15 protein-coding genes and 1 pseudogene are annotated in these 17,205 nt (G+C 73.3%); 9 read left to right on the top strand and 7 right to left on the bottom strand.

The window, feature by feature from the left end; translation table 11 throughout:
- Positions 1-26: 26 nt before the first annotated feature.
- Positions 27-1,247 carry a type VII secretion-associated serine protease mycosin gene (mycP, locus tag LNW72_RS09920; RefSeq protein WP_250980085.1) on the bottom strand — a complete coding sequence of 407 codons (1,221 nt, stop codon included), beginning with the start codon at positions 1,245-1,247 and terminating at the stop codon, positions 27-29.
- Complete coding sequence (locus LNW72_RS09925) at positions 1,241-2,260, bottom strand: hypothetical protein (protein ID WP_250980086.1); 1,020 nt, start codon at positions 2,258-2,260, stop codon at positions 1,241-1,243. Before LNW72_RS09925 ends, mycP begins: the two co-directional genes overlap by 7 nt.
- A gap of 363 nt (positions 2,261-2,623) precedes the next feature.
- On the opposite strand from LNW72_RS09925, the gene LNW72_RS09930 reads away from it, so the two are divergent.
- Complete coding sequence (locus tag LNW72_RS09930; protein WP_250975067.1) at positions 2,624-3,826, top strand: amino acid deaminase/aldolase; 1,203 nt, start codon at positions 2,624-2,626, stop codon at positions 3,824-3,826.
- 48 nt (positions 3,827-3,874) lie between these two features.
- On the opposite strand, the gene LNW72_RS09935 is transcribed toward LNW72_RS09930, so the two are convergent.
- Together LNW72_RS09935 and LNW72_RS09940 are read right to left on the bottom strand one after the other, a co-directional pair.
- Positions 3,875-4,798: a DUF2510 domain-containing protein gene (locus LNW72_RS09935; RefSeq protein WP_250980087.1), complete on the bottom strand. Its 924-nt coding sequence runs from the start codon at positions 4,796-4,798 to the stop codon at positions 3,875-3,877.
- A gap of 157 nt (positions 4,799-4,955) precedes the next feature.
- Positions 4,956-5,900, bottom strand: a complete 945-nt coding sequence (locus LNW72_RS09940) for a LysR family transcriptional regulator (protein ID WP_250975068.1) — start codon at positions 5,898-5,900, stop codon at positions 4,956-4,958.
- A 71-nt stretch (positions 5,901-5,971) separates the two neighbouring features.
- On the opposite strand from LNW72_RS09940, the gene LNW72_RS09945 reads away from it, so the two are divergent.
- Positions 5,972-7,093 (top strand): TDT family transporter, encoded by a 1,122-nt coding sequence (locus LNW72_RS09945; protein WP_285369474.1) that lies wholly within the window; start codon positions 5,972-5,974, stop codon positions 7,091-7,093.
- Here LNW72_RS09945 and LNW72_RS09950 read toward each other — a convergent pair.
- From LNW72_RS09950 to LNW72_RS09960, 3 genes and pseudogenes are all read right to left on the bottom strand, one after another.
- Entirely contained in the window at positions 7,062-7,802 is a 741-nt protein-coding gene (locus LNW72_RS09950) for a helical backbone metal receptor (RefSeq protein WP_250975069.1), read from the bottom strand. The two genes, LNW72_RS09945 and LNW72_RS09950, sit on opposite strands and share 32 nt — an antisense overlap.
- Before the next feature lie 66 nt (positions 7,803-7,868).
- Positions 7,869-9,692 carry an ABC transporter permease/substrate binding protein gene (locus LNW72_RS09955; RefSeq protein ID WP_250975070.1) on the bottom strand — a complete coding sequence of 608 codons (1,824 nt, stop codon included), beginning with the start codon at positions 9,690-9,692 and terminating at the stop codon, positions 7,869-7,871.
- 60 nt (positions 9,693-9,752) lie between these two features.
- Positions 9,753-10,569 (bottom strand): annotated as a pseudogene (locus LNW72_RS09960) (glycine betaine/L-proline ABC transporter ATP-binding protein); the annotation flags it as partial.
- Positions 10,570-10,777: 208 nt separating this feature from the next.
- On the opposite strand from LNW72_RS09960, the gene LNW72_RS09965 reads away from it, so the two are divergent.
- The 7 genes from LNW72_RS09965 to LNW72_RS09995 all read left to right on the top strand — a co-directional run bounded on the left by LNW72_RS09965 (position 10,778) and on the right by LNW72_RS09995 (position 17,184).
- Complete coding sequence (locus LNW72_RS09965; RefSeq protein ID WP_250975071.1) at positions 10,778-11,725, top strand: 5'-3' exonuclease; 948 nt, start codon at positions 10,778-10,780, stop codon at positions 11,723-11,725.
- A 206-nt stretch (positions 11,726-11,931) separates the two neighbouring features.
- The gene (locus LNW72_RS09970; protein WP_250975072.1) at positions 11,932-13,353 is read left to right on the top strand and encodes an ATP-binding protein; all 1,422 of its coding nucleotides are present in this window, start codon (positions 11,932-11,934) and stop codon (positions 13,351-13,353) included.
- Positions 13,350-13,772, top strand: coding sequence for a roadblock/LC7 domain-containing protein (locus LNW72_RS09975; protein ID WP_250975073.1), 423 nt, complete (start codon positions 13,350-13,352; stop codon positions 13,770-13,772). Before LNW72_RS09970 ends, LNW72_RS09975 begins: the two co-directional genes overlap by 4 nt.
- Positions 13,769-14,125 (top strand): DUF742 domain-containing protein, encoded by a 357-nt coding sequence (locus LNW72_RS09980; RefSeq protein WP_250975074.1) that lies wholly within the window; start codon positions 13,769-13,771, stop codon positions 14,123-14,125. The genes LNW72_RS09975 and LNW72_RS09980 overlap by 4 nt, the downstream gene beginning before the upstream one ends.
- Positions 14,100-14,714 carry an ATP/GTP-binding protein gene (locus tag LNW72_RS09985; RefSeq protein ID WP_138354835.1) on the top strand — a complete coding sequence of 205 codons (615 nt, stop codon included), beginning with the start codon at positions 14,100-14,102 and terminating at the stop codon, positions 14,712-14,714. The genes LNW72_RS09980 and LNW72_RS09985 overlap by 26 nt, the downstream gene beginning before the upstream one ends.
- Positions 14,711-15,955, top strand: a complete 1,245-nt coding sequence (locus LNW72_RS09990; protein WP_250975075.1) for a cytochrome P450 — start codon at positions 14,711-14,713, stop codon at positions 15,953-15,955. The genes LNW72_RS09985 and LNW72_RS09990 overlap by 4 nt, the downstream gene beginning before the upstream one ends.
- On the top strand, positions 15,952-17,184 hold the full coding sequence (locus LNW72_RS09995) for a cytochrome P450 (protein ID WP_250975076.1): 1,233 nt from the start codon (positions 15,952-15,954) through the stop codon (positions 17,182-17,184). Before LNW72_RS09990 ends, LNW72_RS09995 begins: the two co-directional genes overlap by 4 nt.
- Positions 17,185-17,205 lie beyond the last annotated feature (21 nt).

The raw sequence follows: 17,205 nt of genomic DNA on the forward strand, positions 1-17,205 counted from the left end.
GTTCCGGTTTTCAGGCGTTCCCGTGTTCAGGTAGGGATTCCGTGCGTCGCCCGGCGCCGTGACCGGCCGAGGCGGGGGCGGAACCAGAGCAGCGCCGCCGCGCCGACCAGGACTCCGCCCAGCAGTGCACAGGTGACCGCCACCCCGTCGCCGAGACCGCCGCCGTCCGCGGCCGGCGAGAGCGTGATCGTCGGGCCGGCGCCGAAGTACCGCCGCGCCGAGGGGGCCGGGGTCGGCGCCTCGGCCCGGGGTTCGAGCTTCGCCGCCGCCTTGAGCGCCGCGGCCGGGTCCATCAGACCGGTGCCGACCGCGTCGCTGCGGCCGCCGGCCGGCCGCTCACGGGTGGTGCTCTCCAGGAGCTGCTTGATCTGCGCGGGGCTCAGCTTCGGGTAGGCGGAGCGGATCAGGGCCACCGCGCCGGAGACGTACGCCGAGGCGGGGCTGGTCCCCCACCCTTCGTAGTACTTGCGGTTGGGGTCGGCCAGGATGACGTCGACACCGGGCGCCGAGACGGAGGCGTACCAGCGCCGGGTGGAGAACGAGGCGTGCGCGCCGACCCGGTCCACGGCCGCGACCGCGATCACCCCCGGGTAGGCGGCCGGGTACGAGGAGCGGTCCGCCTGCTCGCCGCCGTTGCCCGCCGACGCGACGACTACCACGCCCTTGCCGAGGGCGTACTGGATCGCGTTGTCGTAGTCCGCGGTGGGCACGGCGGTCGCGCTGTCGTCGCCGAGCGACAGGTTGATGACGCCGGCTCCGTGGTCGGCGGCCCAGCGGATCCCGTCAGGAACCGCCTTTCCCCTGCTCGCGCGGGCTTCGTCGCGCCGGGGGTCCTTCTCCTCCAGGATCACCCGGACCGGCAGGATCTTGGCCCGGGGCGCGATGCCGAGGACGCCCTGCGAGTACCCGGGGCCATGGCCGTGGCCCGCGATGATGGCGGCCATGCCGGTGCCGTGCTTGGCCCACGTGCTGTCGCCGGGACCTGATCCGAAGCCGATGAGGTCGTTGCCGGGCAGGACCTGTCCCGCCAGGTCGGGGTGGGTGCCGTCGACACCGGTGTCCAGTACGGCGACGGTGACGCCGGCGCCCTGGCTCGTGCGCCAGGCGTCGTGCGCGTGCAGGGCGTCCAGCGTCCATTCCGCGTCGCGGACCGAGTCGGCGCGGGCGGACGCGGCCGGCAGCACGGCGAGCAGGGCTCCCAGCAGGGCGGCGGCGGTACGCCCGAGGGCGGCCGATCTCCTCACGATGCCCCCCGGGAGGACGTGGCGTCGGTCGTGACGGCCTTGTGCAGCCGGGATTCGAGGTCGGCGGCCAGGACGAGGACGTCGGTGCCGAGGCCGGCCTGGGCCGGCGCGGTGGTGGCACCGGGCGCGGTGGCCACGGCGGCCGGCTGCGGTTCGGGAACCGGACGGCCGTCCGCGAAACCGCTCACCGCGTAGACCACGACGGGGAGGGTGGCGGAGACGCTCACCGTCCAGCTGGCCCGCTGCGCGTCGCCGAAGGAGGCCGCCGCGGTGCCGGGGAACGCGACCGGATGCGGCATCAGATCCAGCCGGGAGCCGAGGTGTTCGCTGGTCCAGCGGTGGTTCAGCGCGCTCATGCCGGCCGCGTCGCCGCCGGTGACGAGCAGGCCGACGGTGGTGACGCGGCTGGAGGTGGCGTCGACGTAGGTGGCGCGCAGCACCTGCACGCAGCCCACCGGGGCCAGCACCTTCGCCAGCAGCGGGTCGAAGGCGCCCGCGCAGCCGGCGGCCGGGGCGACACCGATCCGCGTGTAGGTCCGGTCGGCGCCACCGGGGCCCGCGCCCGGCCGGCTCACGACCGGCGGCAGCAGGGTGTCGACCGGAACGCTGTGCCACAGGTCGCCGGCGCGGGCGTAGGCGCCCTGGGTCGTCCCCACCGCGGCCGGGTCGTGGTTGATCAGGGCGCCGGTGGCGGCGCCGGTGAACAGTCCGAGGCCCAGGACGAGGCAGAGCGCCGACGCGGTGCGGCCGGCGGCCGTACGGGGACGGCGGGCGGGCGGCGCCGGGACCGCGAACGGCTCGGGTACGGCGGGTGGTTCGGTTTCCGGGCGCGTCCGTGCCTGGTGCGGCGGAGTGGCGGGGCGCGGTGGTTCCGGGTGCCGTGACAGGAACGGTGACGCGGCGGCCGGTGGTGCGGCGGGCGGCGGCGGCACGGTCGGCGGTGCGGGCGTCCGGTCCGCCGGCCGCTCCTGCGGGCGGCGCGCGGCGATCTGCTCGCGGGCCGCCGGGCGGTGCACGGGCCGCGGCGGGGTCGTCGGGTACAGCGCGGGGAACGCGGGCGGCTGCGGGGGGACGGCTGCCCCGCTCCGTTCTCGACCCCCGTGCTCACCCGTGCCCCCTCGCAATGTCCCTACGTGGTCTGGCGCCACTCTACGGGCTCCGGCTGTGCCGTGGATCGGGGGCGGCGCAGGTCGCGGGGGGTCCTGCGGGGCGGGTGCCACGGCGGCCCCCGCCAGATCCGGCGGTACCGGGATGTTCCGCCCCGGAAGCGCCGCGGCAGTGCCGCGGAAGTGCCCCTCGCCCGGCAACGCCCCGCCCGGGACCTGCCCGTGACCCCCGCCCCCTACCGTTCGGTAGTCACCGTCTGGCAAGCTGCGCGCATGTCTGATCCCGCAGCCGACCGCGTCCGGTACGACCGGGCCACCGCCCATCTCGACGCCCCGGTCGCCATCGTCGACCTGGAGGCGTTCGACGCCAACGCCGCCGATCTGACCCGCCGGGCCGGCGGGAAGCCGATCCGGGTGGCGTCCAAGTCGGTGCGGTGCCGGGCGCTGCTGGAACGCGTGCTGGCTCGTGACGGGTTCGCGGGCATCATGTCGTTCACCCTGGACGAGTCGCTGTGGCTGGCGCGGGCGGGCTTCGACGACGTGCTGCTGGCGTACCCCTCCGCGGACCGCGACGGCTTCGCGGAGCTGGCCGGGGATCCCAAACTGGCCGCCGCCGTGACGGTGATGGTCGACGACATCACCCAGCTGGACCTGATCGACGCGGCCCGCCGCGGCGGCTCGGAGCGGATCAGGGTCTGCCTGGAACTCGACACGTCGCTGCGGATGCTGGGCGGCCGGGTACGGATCGGCGCGCTGCGGTCCCCGCTGCGGGAGCCCGGGCAACTGGCCGACCTGGCGCGGGCGATCGCCCGCCGGCCCGGATTCCGGCTGGCCGGGATCATGGCGTACGAGGGCCATGTGGCCGGGGTCGGCGACTCGCTGGCGGGCCGGCCGGTGCGCTCGCGGGTGATCCGGCTGATGCAGGCCGCCGCGCGCAAGGAACTGGCGGTCCGGCGGGCCGAGGTGGTGCGGGCGGTGCGGGCCGTCGCCCCCGAGCTGGAGTTCGTCAACGGTGGCGGGACCGGCAGTGTGCAGCACACGGCGGCGGAGGACGCGGTCACCGAGATCGCGGCCGGCTCCGGGCTGTTCGTGCCGCGGCTGTTCGACAACTACACGTCGTTCCGGGGGCGTCCGGCGGCGCTGTTCGCACAGCCGGTGGTGCGCCGTCCCGGCGTGGGCATCGTGACCGTGCTGGGCGGCGGCTATCCGGCGTCGGGCGCCGCGGGCCCCGACCGGCTGCCCGTGCCGTACCTTCCGCAGGGCCTGCGCTACGACCCGCAGGAGGGTCCCGGCGAGGTGCAGACGCCGCTGCTCGGATCGCCCGCGGACGATCTGCTGATCGGCGACAAGGTGTGGTTCCGGCACGCCAAGGCCGGGGAGCTGTGCGAGCGCTTCGCCGAGCTGCAGCTCGTGGAGGGCGACCGGATCACCGCGACGGTGCCGACCTACCGGGGCGAGGGCAAGACGTTCCTGTGAACGTCCCTGCCCCGCCGGCCCCGTTTCCGGTGGCCGGCGGGGGCGCGGTCAGACGCCGGTGCCGCCCGTGCCGCCGGAACCACTGGCGGCCTTGATGCCCTTGGTGATCCGGTCCATGGCCTCGGGACCGGGGGCCTTCGCGTTGATGTCGAAGCCGTAGCGGACCACGACGAGCTGCTGCGGACTGGCCGGTGACGGGAAGACCAGCGACTGGACGTAGCCGTCGTCGCCGACCTTCGTCACGACCTGCCAGCGCACCAGGTACCCCTGCTGTCCGGCGACGGTGACCGGCTGCGAGAGCAGCTCCTTGTGGGAGGTGAGCCCGCCCTCGTAGGACTGCTCCGCGTTGACCGGGATGTCCTCCTTGGCGGCGGCCTCGGGCGTCGTGCTCTTGAGCTTGAACGCCACGGCGGGCGCGGAGAACACTCCGCCGCGGACGCAGTTCTTGGCCGGGTCGGAGACGCACGGGTAGCCGCCGATGGTCAGGCCCGCGCCGCCGGCGCCGGCCTTGCCCTGCCAGCCGGGCAGGATCGGCAGACTGATCTTGTCCAGGGCGTCCACGACGACACCACTGGTCTGGGGTGCCTGGTCGGGGCCCTGCGACGGCCCGTCCGAACCGCTCGGCCCGTCGCCCGGGGTGCTCGGCGCGCTGGTGGACGGGGCCGCGTGGTCCGAGCCCTTGTCACCGCCGCTGTCCTTCAGCATGACGACGCCGCCGACCACACCGCCGACGAGGACGAGGACGGCGATGACGCCGATCGCGATCACGCCTCCCCTGCGGGCCGGCCGGTCCGGCACGCTGCCACCGGGATAGGCGGCGTAGGACGGGATGCCGGGGGCCGCGGCCTGGTCGGCCGGGGCCTGGGCGGTCCGCGTGTACTCGCTCCACGCGGCGCCGTCCCACCACCGTTCCAGGGCCGGGCCGTTGCCTGTGTGCCCGGGCTCTGGATACCAGCCGGGCGGGGTCGTCATGGTCACGGCCGTCACCCTAAGGCCACAGCATGAGAATCCCGTAAGTACGGCGGTTACAGGCAGGTCACATGACCGGCATGGCGGTGTGCCGGGCGCTGCGCCGCAGCTCCGCCCCACGTCCGCCGCCCCTCCGTCGCACGTCCCGCCGTATGTCCTGTCACGCCGGCCGGCGGGTGAGGGACAGCAGGTCGCGGGCCGGTCCCGTCGGGCGGTGGCCGGTGGGCCAGACGGCGCGCAGGACGCGTTCCAGCGCGATGCCCTCCACCGGGACCTCGACGAGCCGGCGGGCGGCCAGCTCGTCGGCCACCGCCAGCTCGCTGAGCACGGCCGGGCCCGCGCCGCTCAGCGTGGCGCCCTTGAGCGCGGTGGTCGAGGCGAGTTCGAGCAGCGGTACGGCGAGGCCGCCGTGTCCCGCGAGGGCGGCGTCCAGCACCTGGCGGGTGCCCGAGCCCTGCTCGCGCAGGATGAAGGCGGTGGCGGAGAGCTCGGCCGCGGACAGCGGCTTGCGCCGTCGCGCCCAGCGGTGCGACGGCGCGACCACGACGACCAGCCGGTCGTGCGCGATGACCGCCGCGTCCAGACCGTTCGGCACATCCGTCCCCTCGACGAATCCGAGGTCGGCGCCGCCGCCGATGACCCGTTCCGCGACGTCCGCCGAGTTCCCGGCGAACAGCGACACGGCGGTGTCGGGGTGCCGGCCGTGCAGCACGATGAGCCACCCCGGCAGCAGGTACTCGGCGATGGTCATGCTCGCCGCGACCCGCAGCCGCGAGTCACGGCGGGTGCGCAGCGCCCGTGCTCCGGCGTCGAACGCCTCCGCCGACTCCACGACCCGGCGCGCCCATTCGGTGACCAGCGCGCCCGCGTCGGTGAGGGTGGACCCGGTGGGCGAGCGGTTCACCAGCGCGACGCCCAGCTGCCGTTCCACGGCCCGCACCCGGCTGCTCGCGGCCGGCTGGCTGATGCCCAGCTCACGGGCGGCCCGGCCGAGGCTGCCGAGCCGGGCGACGGCGAGCAGCAGCTCCATCGCGCCGAGGTCGGGCACCCGGTGGCCCAGGCCCGCCCGGGGGACGCGGTCACCGGTGGCGCTGTCTGAACTCATAAGCCCAGGTTATGCCCCCATAGACCCGCGCCGCCTTCCGGCCGGGCCGCCGGGCGGCGAGTGTGAAGACCATGGCAACCACCCTCGCCCCTGTACGGGCCCGCGCTCTCCACGATCTGGAGATCCGCTCCGGCGCCCTGCGTCACCTCGGACCCAACTGGTACGCCACCATGATGGGCACCGCCATCGTCGCCAACGCGGGCGCCGCGCTGCCGGTGCGCGTCCCCGGTCTGCACACCGCCTGCACCGTCGTCTGGGCGTTCTCCGCCGTTCTGCTGGCCGCGCTGCTCACCGCCCGCGCCGGGCACTGGCTCCGCCACGGCGACCAGGCCCGCCGGCATCTGCTGGACCCGGCCGTCGCCCCGTTCTACGGGTGTCTGCCGATGGCACTGCTCGCGGTGGGGGCCGGCACGCTGAGCCTGGGCTCCCCCGTGATCGGGCGGACCGCCGCGATCGCCGCGGACTCCGTGCTCTGGACGGCGGGCACCGTCAGCGGGCTGCTGATCGCGGCGGCGATCCCGTATCTGATGATCACCCGGCACCGCGTCGAGCCGGGCAGCGCCTCTCCCGTCTGGCTGCTGCCGGTGGTCGCGCCAATGGTGTCGGCCGCGCTCGGCCCGGCGCTGATCCCCCATCTGCCGGCCGGCCAGTGGCAGGAGGCGATGCTGCTGGGCTGCTACGCGATGTTCGGGCTGAGCCTGCTGGGCACCCTGGTGATGCTGCCGCTGATCTGGGGCCGGCTCGTGCAGCACGGGCCGCTGCCGCTCGCGCTGACCCCGACGCTCTTCCTGGTCCTCGGCCCGCTCGGCCAGTCCACGACGGCCGTCAACCAGCTCGCCGACACCGCACCGGGCGTCGTCCAGGCACCGTACGCGGCGGCCATGAGCGCGTTCGCCGTGCTGTACGGGGTGCCGGTGATGGGCTTCGCCCTGCTCTGGCTGGCGCTGGCCGCGGCACTGGTGGTGCGGGCGGCGCGCCGCGGGATGCCGTTCGCGATGACGTGGTGGGCCTTCACCTTCCCCGTCGGCACCTGTGTCACGGGCGCCGCGGGGCTGGCCCGGCACACCGGCCTCGACGCCTTCACATGGCTCGCGGCCGGGCTGTACGCCCTCCTCGTGGCGGCCTGGGCGGTGGCGGGGACGCGGACGGTGCGCGGGCTGCTCAGCGGGTCGCTGCTCGCAGCGCCGCGCTGATCGCGGCGGGCGCGGCCGTGAGCGAGGGGCCGTACCAGGTGAGGTGACGGCCGCCGACGAGCGCGGCGGGCAGGCCGGGGAAGGCCTCCGGGCCGTCGTCGGCGGTGAAGGCGTACGGCTCGTCGGGCAGCACCACCAGATCGGCGCCGGCGGCGCGCAGCTCCTCGACGGGGATCGGCGGATAGCGGTCGGCGTGCGCCGCGTACACGTTGTCCACGCCCAGCCGGGCGAGCAGATCGCCCGCGAAGGTGTCCCGGCCGAGCACCATCCAGGGCCGCCGCCAGATCGGGACGACCGCCCGCAGCCGCCGCTCGGGGACGGGCGGCGCGCCCCAGGCCGCTTCGGCCTCGTCGAGCCAGCCGGGACGTTCCAGACCGCAGCCGTCGACCAGCACCCGGTGGAGCTCGGCGAAGGCCTGGTCGAGGTCGCGGATCTCGGTGACCAGGACCGGCACCCCGGCGGCCCGCAGCCCGTCGAGGTCGGGTGCGCGGTTCTCCTCCTCGTTGGCGATCACGAGGTCGGGTGCGAGGGCGGCGATCCGGGCGAGGTCCGGGTTCTTGGTCCCGCCGATCCGGGTCACCTCGAGACCGGGCGGGTGGCTGCACCAGTCGGTCGCGCCGACCAGCAGCCCGGGGGCGGTCGCCGCCACCGCCTCGGTCAGGGAGGGGACGAGCGAAACCACGCGCCGTACGGCAGGACGATGAGTCACCGGCCTACCGTACGGCGCGTGGTCGGGCCCGGCGCGCGCCGTCAGGTCGCGCGGCCGGGCGGCCGGTCAGCCCTTGGCGGCCGCAGCCGGCTTCTTCACCGGCGCGATCTTGTCGATCAGGCCGGGGTTCTTCTTGAGCCAGGCGCGCACGCCGTCCTGCTCATGGTTCTGTCCGGCGTCCTGGATGGCCGCCTCCAGGCTGCTGAGCTGTGGCTCGGTGAGCTTGAAGTCCTTGAGCCACTGGGCGATCTGCGGTTCCTTGGCCGCGAAGCCCTTGTGGGTCAGGGTGTGCAGGCCGTCACCGGCGCCCCAGGCGCCCTTCGGGTCCTTGAGCTTCTTCAGGTCGTACTTGCTGTAGGCCCAGTGCGGGGACCACAGGGTGACGACGACGGGCTCCTTGGCCTTCAGGGACCGGTCGAGCTGGGCGAGCATGCTCGCGGTGCTGCCGGTGGTGACCTGGTACTCGCCCTCCAGGCCGTACTGCTTGAGGACCTTGTCGTTGAGCGCCTTCATCATGCCGGCGCCCGGCTCGATGCCGATGATCCGGCCCTTGAACTTGCCGCCCTGCCCCTTGAGGTCGGCCAGCGAGTCGACGCCCTTGACGTAGGAGGGGACGGAGAGTTCGAGGGAGGTCGGGCCGTACCAGGAGCCCAGGTCGTCCAGGTTGTCCTTGTACTTGTCCCAGTACGACTGGTGGGTGGTCGGCAGCCAGGCGTCGGTCTGGAAGTCCACCTTCCCGGCGGACAGCCCGGTGTAGAGCGGACCGACGTCGTACTGCGAGAGTTTGGGCTGGTAGCCGCGCTCCTCCAGCGCTTCCTTCCACAGGAAGCTGGACGCGATGCCCTCGTCCCACGGGATGTAGCCGATGTTCACCGCGCGGCCGTTGCCGACGTTCTTGCCCGCGACGGCGGTGTTCGTGTCCGCCGAGCCGCCGAAGATGTTCATGCCGCCCGCGACGAGGGCGAGGACGACCACACCGACGACCGCGATGCTGGTCTGCGGCCGGTAGTTCCAGATGCTGGCGCCACGCAGCGACGTCAGGGCCGCGGTGGCGCGGCGGCCGAGCGGTGAGACCCGGGTGCCGAGCGAGGAGGTCATCCGGTCCAGATACATGGCCAGGATGACGACGGAGATGCCGCCCTCGAAGCCCAGCCCGATGTTGACCTGGCTGATCGCGGTGAAGACCGATGCGCCCAGGCCTCCGCCGCCGACCATGCCCGCGATCACGACCATGGACAGGCCCAGCATGATGACCTGGTTGATGCCGGCCATGATGGTCGGCAGCGCGAGCGGCAGCTGCACCCGCAGCAGGATGTTGCGCGAGGTGGTGCCGAACGCCTCTGCGGCCTCGATGAGCTCGCCGTCGACCTGCCGGATGCCCAGTTCGGTCATCCGGACGCCCGGCGGGATCGCGAAGACGATGCAGGAGATGACGCCGGGCACCTGGCCGACGCCGAAGAAGAAGATGCCCGGGATCAGATAGACGAAAGCGGGCATCGTCTGCATGAAGTCCAGTACCGGCCGCAGCACCGTGCTGACGGTGCGGTTGCGGGCCGCCCAGATGCCGAGCGGTATCGCGAGCACGATGGTGATCACCGTGGCGACGAGCACCAGCGACAGGGTCGCCATCGCCTGGTCCCACTGCTCGATCGAGTCGATGAGCGCGAAGCCGGCGAAGGTGAGCACGGCCGCGGTCGGCCCGCGCAGCCACAGGGCGACGACCGCGAAGATCCCCGCGAGCAGCAGCGGTGCCGGCGCGCCGAGCACGGCGTCCAGGCCGTCGTACATACCGGACACGACGTTGGTGATGATGTCGAAGAGCCAGGCGAAGTGGTCACGGAGATAGGTGACGGCGCTGTCGATCCAGTCGCCGAGCTGGAGTCTAGGCATCGGCCGACTCCTTTCCGAAGGTGCTGCCCGGGGTGCCGGAGGAACCGGTGCTCACGCCTGCCAGCGCCCGGCCGCGGTCCACGTCCTCCATGAAGGAGGCGACGTAGGCGTCGGCGGGCTGCAGCAGCAGTTCCTCGACGGTGCCGTTCTGGACGATCCGGCCGTCGCGCATCACCGCGATCCGGTCCCCGAGGCGCACCGCCTCGTGGGGGTCGTGCGTGATGAAGACGATGGTCTTGTGCAGGGTTTTCTGCAGGTCGACCAGCTGCTGCTGCATCTCGCGGCGGATCAGCGGGTCCAGCGCGCTGAACGCCTCGTCCATCAGCAGGACGGGGGCTTCGGTGGCCAGCGCGCGGGCCAGGCCCACCCGCTGCTGCATACCGCCGGACAGCTCGTCGGGCCAGGACTTCTCCCAGCCGCCGAGTCCGGTCATCTCCAGTGCCTCGCCGGCCCGGCGCTCACGCTCGGCACGGGCGACGCCCTGCACCTCGAGGCCGTAGGCCGCGTTCTCCAGCACGCTGCGGTGCGGGAAGAGCGCGAAGTGCTGGAACACCATGCTGATGCTGTGCGAGCGCACGCGGCGCAGTTCGGTGTCGTTCAGCGCGGTGAGGTCCTGGCCGTCGAACCGTACGCGTCCGGCAGTGGGTGGGAGCAGTCCGTTGAGCGTGCGCAGGAGGGTGGACTTGCCCGATCCGGACAGGCCCATGACGACGAAGACCTCGCCCTCGCTGACCTCGAAGGAGGCATCGATGACGGCAGGTGTGACACCGTCCTCGCGCAGCTCGTCGCGGTCCGCCCCGGCTTCGAGCCGGCGGACCGCTTCTTCGGGCTGTCGCCCGAAGACTTTGTACAGATGCTCAACTTGCAGCCTTGACACATATACCTCGCGGCTCGCAGGAAGAGCGACGCACAGCCCCCGCTTGTGGGTCGCTCACTTCAAGACCGGCCGCTGCCCCCCTTTATGTGAACCAAACCGAAGCGAGACTCAGGTCACATCCCGCCCGGGGCGGTCGCGACGGCGCCACGGAGGCGACGTGCCGCCGCGGCGCCGGAGCCACCCCGCGCGGGCGTGCCATGCTGGCCGCGTGACTGACGCGCGCCCGAACAAGCTGCTCCTGCTCGACACCGCGAGCCTGTACTTCCGCGCCTACTTCGGCGTCCCGGAGTCGGTGAAGGCACCCGACGGCACGCCCGTCAACGCGGTGCGCGGGCTTCTCGACTTCATCACCCGCCTGGTCACCGACCACGCCCCCGACGAGATCGTCGCCTGCATGGACGCCGACTGGCGGCCGCAGTGGCGGGTCGACCTGATCCCCTCCTACAAGGCGCACCGCGTCGCGGAGGAGGCGCCGGAGGGTGCGTCGGGGCCGGACACCGAGGAGATCCCCGACACGCTCTCCCCGCAGGTCCCCGTCATCGAGGCCGTCCTCGACGCCATCGGCATCGCCCGTGTCGGCGTCGCCGGGTACGAGGCGGACGACGTCATCGGCACGCTCGCCGGCCAGGCCCTGTGGGCGGTCGACATCGTCACCGGCGACCGTGACCTGTTCCAACTGGTCGACGACGCCCGCGGTGTGCGCGTGCTCTACCCGCGCAAGGGCGTCGGCGACTGCGACTTCATCACCGAGGACGTCATCCTCGAACGCTACGGCGTCCGTGCCGACCAGTACGCCGACTTCGCGGCGCTGCGCGGCGACGCCAGCGACGGCCTGCCGGGCGTGAAGGGCATCGGCGAGAAGACCGCCGCGCAGCTCATCAACGAGCACGGTGACCTCGCCGGGGTCCGGCGCGCCGCCGCGGACCCGGCCTCCAAGCTCACCCCCGCCAAGCGCCGGGGCATTCTGGAGGCCTCGGACTACCTGGACGTCGCCCCCAAGGTCGTCACGGTCGCCCCCGACGTCCCGCTTCCCGCGTTCGACCCGGCGCTCCCCACCGAGCCGGCCGACCCCGAGGTCCTCGAAGCCCTCGCCGCCCGGTGGGGCCTGGGCAGCTCCCTGATGCGGCTGCTGGACGCGCTGGACGAGGCGCACTAGGCCCGGGCCGCCGGCGCGAAGGGATACAACGGCGAGGCGCAGTCCGACACTTCGGACAGAACACGACTGCGGATGGCCAAATTCGAAAGGATCTTCCCTCAAAACAGTGCGGGATCAGTCGGTCGCGGTGTGTACTGTGCGGATCCGCTTTCGGGGCGGATGGCGCCCCGTTCCCCCCGCTCCCTGATCTCCCTGAGGTCCATTCGATGATCGAAATACCGGACCTGGCCGCCGGCGGCCTGGCCGCCGGGACCGTATTGGCGTTCGTCCTGGGGGGCGGGCTGTTGCGCTCGCGCCGTCACCGGGCCCGGCAGGGCGAGGAGATCGCTGCTCTGCGCACCCATCTGGACGGCGCGCGGCAGGAAATCGGCCGTTCCGCCGACGCGTTCACCGCCGAGATCGTCCATCTGGCGAACCAGCGCATGCCGGCCGAGGCCACCCGCGCCGCCCACCCGCACATCCAGGTGCCGGGCCCGCTGCACCCGGAGCTCGCCGGCACCGGTCTCGGCGCGGGCCTGGACGGCGTCCTGGACGGGCTGCTGACCGCCATGGCGCAGGAGCGCAAACGGGTCGACGCGGCCGCCCGCGCGGGCATGCGCGGCGCCACCCGGGACATCCAGGCCGGTCTGTACCGGCTGCAGGACGTGCTGCGGGGCATGCAACAGCGCTACGACGACCCGGAGTTGTCGCAGACGCTGTTCGCGCTCGACCACGAGAACGAGCAGTCGCTGCGGCGCGCGCAGGTCACCGCCGTGGTGTGCGGTGCCTGGGTGGGGCTGGCCCGCGAGGAGTCCCATCTGGTGGAGGCGGTGACCGGTGGCCAGTCCCGGCTCGTCGGCTACCACCGGGTGCGGATCCACAACCACCTGGAGCCGGGCATGGCGCTCGTCTCGCACGCCGTGGAGCCCGTCGCGATCATCGTCGCCGAACTCCTCGACAACGCGCTGCGGCACTCCGCCCCGGACACCGAGGTCACGGTGAACCTCGAACGCGCCCACCACGGCGTCTCGGTGACCATCGACGACGCCGGGGTCGGCATGGCCACGGACGAACGGGCCTACGCGCAGCGGATGGTGGCGGGACGCGACCCGATCCTGCTGTCCGAGCTGGGCGACCCGCCCCGGATGGGGCTGGCGGCGATCGGCCAGCTGACCCGGAAGTTCGACCTGTCCGTCGACCTGTCGTCGCCGTCGCCCTACGGCGGCGTCCGCGCGGTGCTGCTCGTCAAGAACCACCTGCTCAGCCGGATCGACCCGGTCGAACGGCCGCCCGCGGCCAGCACCCCGCGCTCCACCCGCCCGGAGACGCCGGCGGAGGCGCGGCCCGTGCCGCACGCACAGCCGCAGCCGCACCCGGCCGCGCACACCCAGGCGCGGCCGCCGGCCCCCGTAGCCGCGCGCGACGCCGCCGCCATCACCCATGAACCCGCGCCGGACGGCGACGCCCTGCCGCAGCGCCGCCGCCGGGCCCGTGCCGACGCCGTGCCCGCCCAGGCAGCGGCCGAGCCGGCCGCACCGCGGGTGCGGGAGCGGACCCCCGAGGAGGCGGCCGCCGCGCTCGGCGCCCTGCAGTCCGGCACCGCCGCGGCCCGATCCGCACTCGAAACCGAAGGGAACGACCCGCGATGACCAGCCGAGAAGCCGGTGACACGGCGTGGGTGCTCGACCCGATTCTGGAGATCCCGCACGTCCGGGCGGCCGTCCTGCTCACCCGGGACGGGCTGGTCTCCGGATTCTCCGCGGCCCTGTCGCAGGCCACCGCGGAGCGCACCGCCGCGATCACCAGCACGGTGCAGGGCGCGTGCCGGGCGGCCGCCGCGGCCTTCGCGGACCAGAACGACGCGCAGATCCGCCAGATCGTCATCGAGTCCGACCACGGCTACATCCTGGTCGCACCCACGAAGCACGGCTCGGTCGTGGCCGCCTACGGCGACCCGGAGGTCCGGCTGGACCTGCTCGCCCACCGGGTGCACTCCCAGGTGGCACGGCTCGGTGAGAAGGCGATGGCCGCCGCGCCCCGGGGAGCTGATGGCGGCTCTCCGGTATGACGGGCCGCCGGAGCGGCCGCCCCCTGGTCCCCGCGTATCTGTCCACCGGCGGGGTGGCGCGGCCGACCCGCAACAGCCTGGAGCGCCTCTCGGTGCTGACCGGCGGTGAGCACGTCCCCGACGGGCTCCCCGCCGCCCGGCACGCGCTGCTCAAGGCGCTGGACGGCGGCTCGCTGACCGTGGTGGAGACCGCGGCCCTGCTGGAGCTGCCGGTCTCCGCCGTACGCGTCCTCGCCGCCGATCTGATCGACCTGGGGCTGGTCAGCGCCCGCCCGCCGGTACCCCTGGCCGCCCTGCACGACCCCGACCTGTTGAAGAGAGTGGCCGATGGCCTCCGCGCCCTCAAGCAGTAGCACCGGAACCGGTGGCCTGCACCTGCCGGACAGCGCCCGCGACCTGGTGAAGATCCTGGTGGCGGGCCCCTTCGGGGTGGGCAAGACCACGCTGATCGACTCGGTTTCGGAGATCCGTCCGCTGCACACCGAGGAGCACATGTCCGAGGCGTCGGTCCAGGTCGACGACCTGGCCGGGGTGCGGGACAAGACCACCACCACGGTCGCCATCGACTTCGGACGGATCAGTCTGGCGGGCGGCGTCGTGCTGTACCTGTTCGGCACTCCCGGCCAGGAGCGCTTCCGGTCCCTGTGGGCGGACATCGCCTACGGGGCGCTCGGCGCGCTGGTGCTGGTCGACACCCGCCGGATCGACGACTCCTTCGACGTGCTCGGCCTGGTGGAGGAGACGGGGCTGCCGTACGCCGTGGCGCTCAACACGTTCCCCGACTCGCGGCCCTACACCGAGGACCAGCTCCGCCGTTCCCTGGACCTGGATCCCGGCACGCCGATGGTGAGCTGCGACGCCCGGGACGCCAACTCCTCCATCGACTCGCTGCTCGCCCTCGTCCAGCACCTGATAGCCCGCGACCGTCCGGAGACCTGGTGAACCCCTCTCCCTACCCCGCCCCCGCCGAGACCTTCTCGCTGTCCGCGCCGGTGCGCCTGTGGGAGGACGGCTTCGCCGCCGACCCGCACGCCTACTACGCGACGCTGAAGGCCCAGGGCCCGATCGGCTGGGCCGAACTCGCGCCCGGCATCCCCGCGTACGTCGTCACCGACCGGCGGGCCGCCCTCGAGGTGCTGCACGACCCCGGGACGTGGTCGCACGACCCCCGGCCGTGGGAGGCCACGGTCGCCGAGGACTCGCCGATCCTCGGCATGATGCGCTGGCGCCCCAACACCCTGTTCTCCGACGGCGACGCCCACATCCGCTACCGCCGCACCCTGGTCGACGCCTTCGACCTCGTGGAGCCGCACGACCTGCGCGAGCGGGTGCACCACGCGGTGGACGTCCTGGTGAACCGGTTCGGCCCGGCGGGCAGCGCCGACCTCGTCGCCGACTTCGCCCGCCCGCTGATGTCGCTGATCTTCAACAACCTGTTCGGCCTGCCGGACAGCGAGAGCGGCCGGCTCGAAGCCGCGCTCGGCAAGATGATGGAGGGCGGGGCCGATTCCGCGCAGGGCGAGGCCGAGTACGGCAGTTACGTCATGGGGCTCGTCGGCGCCAAGAGCGCGCAGCGCGGCGAGGACCTGACGAGCTGGCTGCTGGACCACCCGCTGGAGCTGACCCCCGAAGAGGTCGTCTGGCAGGTCTTCCTGACCCTGGGCGCGGGCCATGAGCCCAGCGCGAACCTCGTCTCCAACGCGCTGTCCCGCATCCTCGGCAACCCCGCCTACTACTCGACGCTGACCAGCGGTTCGCGCCCGGTCATGGAGGCGGTCGTCGAGGTGCTGCGGTACGAGACCCCGCTGGCGAACTACGGCATCCTCTACGCCCGCGAGTCGCTGAGCTTCCACGGGGTCTGGGTGCAGGCGGCCGTCCCCGTCGTCGTCTCCTACGGCGCCCTCGCGCTCTTCTCCGAGCAGGAGTTCGCCGGGGCCCACCACCCCCGCGACGCCTCGCACCTGTCGTGGTCGGCGGGCGAGCACGCCTGCCCCGTCAAGCAGCAGGCGCTGCTGATCGCCACCGAGGCCATCGAGCGGCTCACCCAGTGGCTGCCCGACCTGACGGCGACCACCCCGCGCGAGGACCTCACCTGGCGCCCGGGACCGTTCCACCGCTCCCTGAAGGCGCTTCCCGTCCGCTTCACCCCGCGTATCCCCGACCAGCCTGGAGACCGAGCATGACCGTGTCCCCCCGTTTGGCCATCGACCCGTTCGGCGCCGACATCCCCGCCGAGAGCGCCCGGCTGCGCGCCCTCGGCCCGGTGGTGGCGGTCGAACTGCCGGGCGGCATCCCCGCCTGGGCGCCCACCGGCTACGACACCCTCAAGGCCCTGATCCTGGACCCACGGGTCAGCAAGGACCCGCGCAAGCACTGGTCGCTGTTCCCGGAGGTCGGCGAACACCCCGCCTGGGGCTGGATCATGGGCTGGGTCGGGGTGGTCAACATGCTCTCGACGTACGGCCCGGACCACACCCGGCTGCGCAAGCTCGTCGCCCCCAGCTTCACCGCCCGGCGCACCGAGGCGATGCGCGCCCGGGTGGAGCGGATCACCACCGAGCTCCTCGACAGGCTCGACGCCTCGGGCGCGTCGGGCGAACCGGTCGACGTACGGGCCGGCTACGCGCACCCGCTGCCGATGCGGCTGATCTGCGAGCTGTTCGGCGTCCCGGACGAGCTGCGCGAGGACACCGGCCGGCTGATCGCCGCCATCATGGACACCTCCGATCCCAGCCCGGAGCACGCCGCGTCCGTCCAGCACCAGATCGGCACCGTGCTGCCCGCTCTCATCGGTCACAAGAGCGAGCACCCCGGCGACGACATGACCACCGAGCTCATCAAGGTGCGTGACGAGGAGGGCGACCGGCTCAGCGACGAGGAGCTGCTCTACACCCTGCTCCTCGTCATCGGCGCCGGCTTCGAGACCACCGTCAACCTCATCGGCAACGCCGTGGTCGCGCTGCTGCAGCACCCCGAGCAGCTCGCGGCGGTCCGCGCCGGCGAGATCGGCTGGGACGGCGTCATCGACGAGGTGCTGCGCGTCGCGCCGTCCATCGCGTCGCTCCCGCTGCGGTTCGCCGTCTCCGACATCACCATCGAGGGCGTGACGATCCCGGCGGGCGACGCCATCGTCACCACGTTCGCCGCGGCGGGCCAGGACCCGGAGCACTACGGACCGGAGGCCGCCGAGTTCGACGCCGCCCGGAAGTCGGACGACCACCTCGCGTTCGGCATCGGCGTGCACCGCTGCATCGGCGCCCCGCTGGCCCGGATGGAGGCCCTCACCGCGCTCCCCGCGCTCTTCGAGCGCTTCCCGGACCTCCAGCTCGCGGTCAAGGCGGACGAGTTGCGGCAGGTCCCGTCGTTCATCGCCTACGGCTGGCAGGAGATCCCGGTCCGGCTGCACGGGTAGGGCCTGGCGGCCGTCCACGGC

This window comes from Streptomyces sp. RKAG293, from assembly GCF_023701745.1.
Lineage (GTDB): Bacteria > Actinomycetota > Actinomycetes > Streptomycetales > Streptomycetaceae > Actinacidiphila.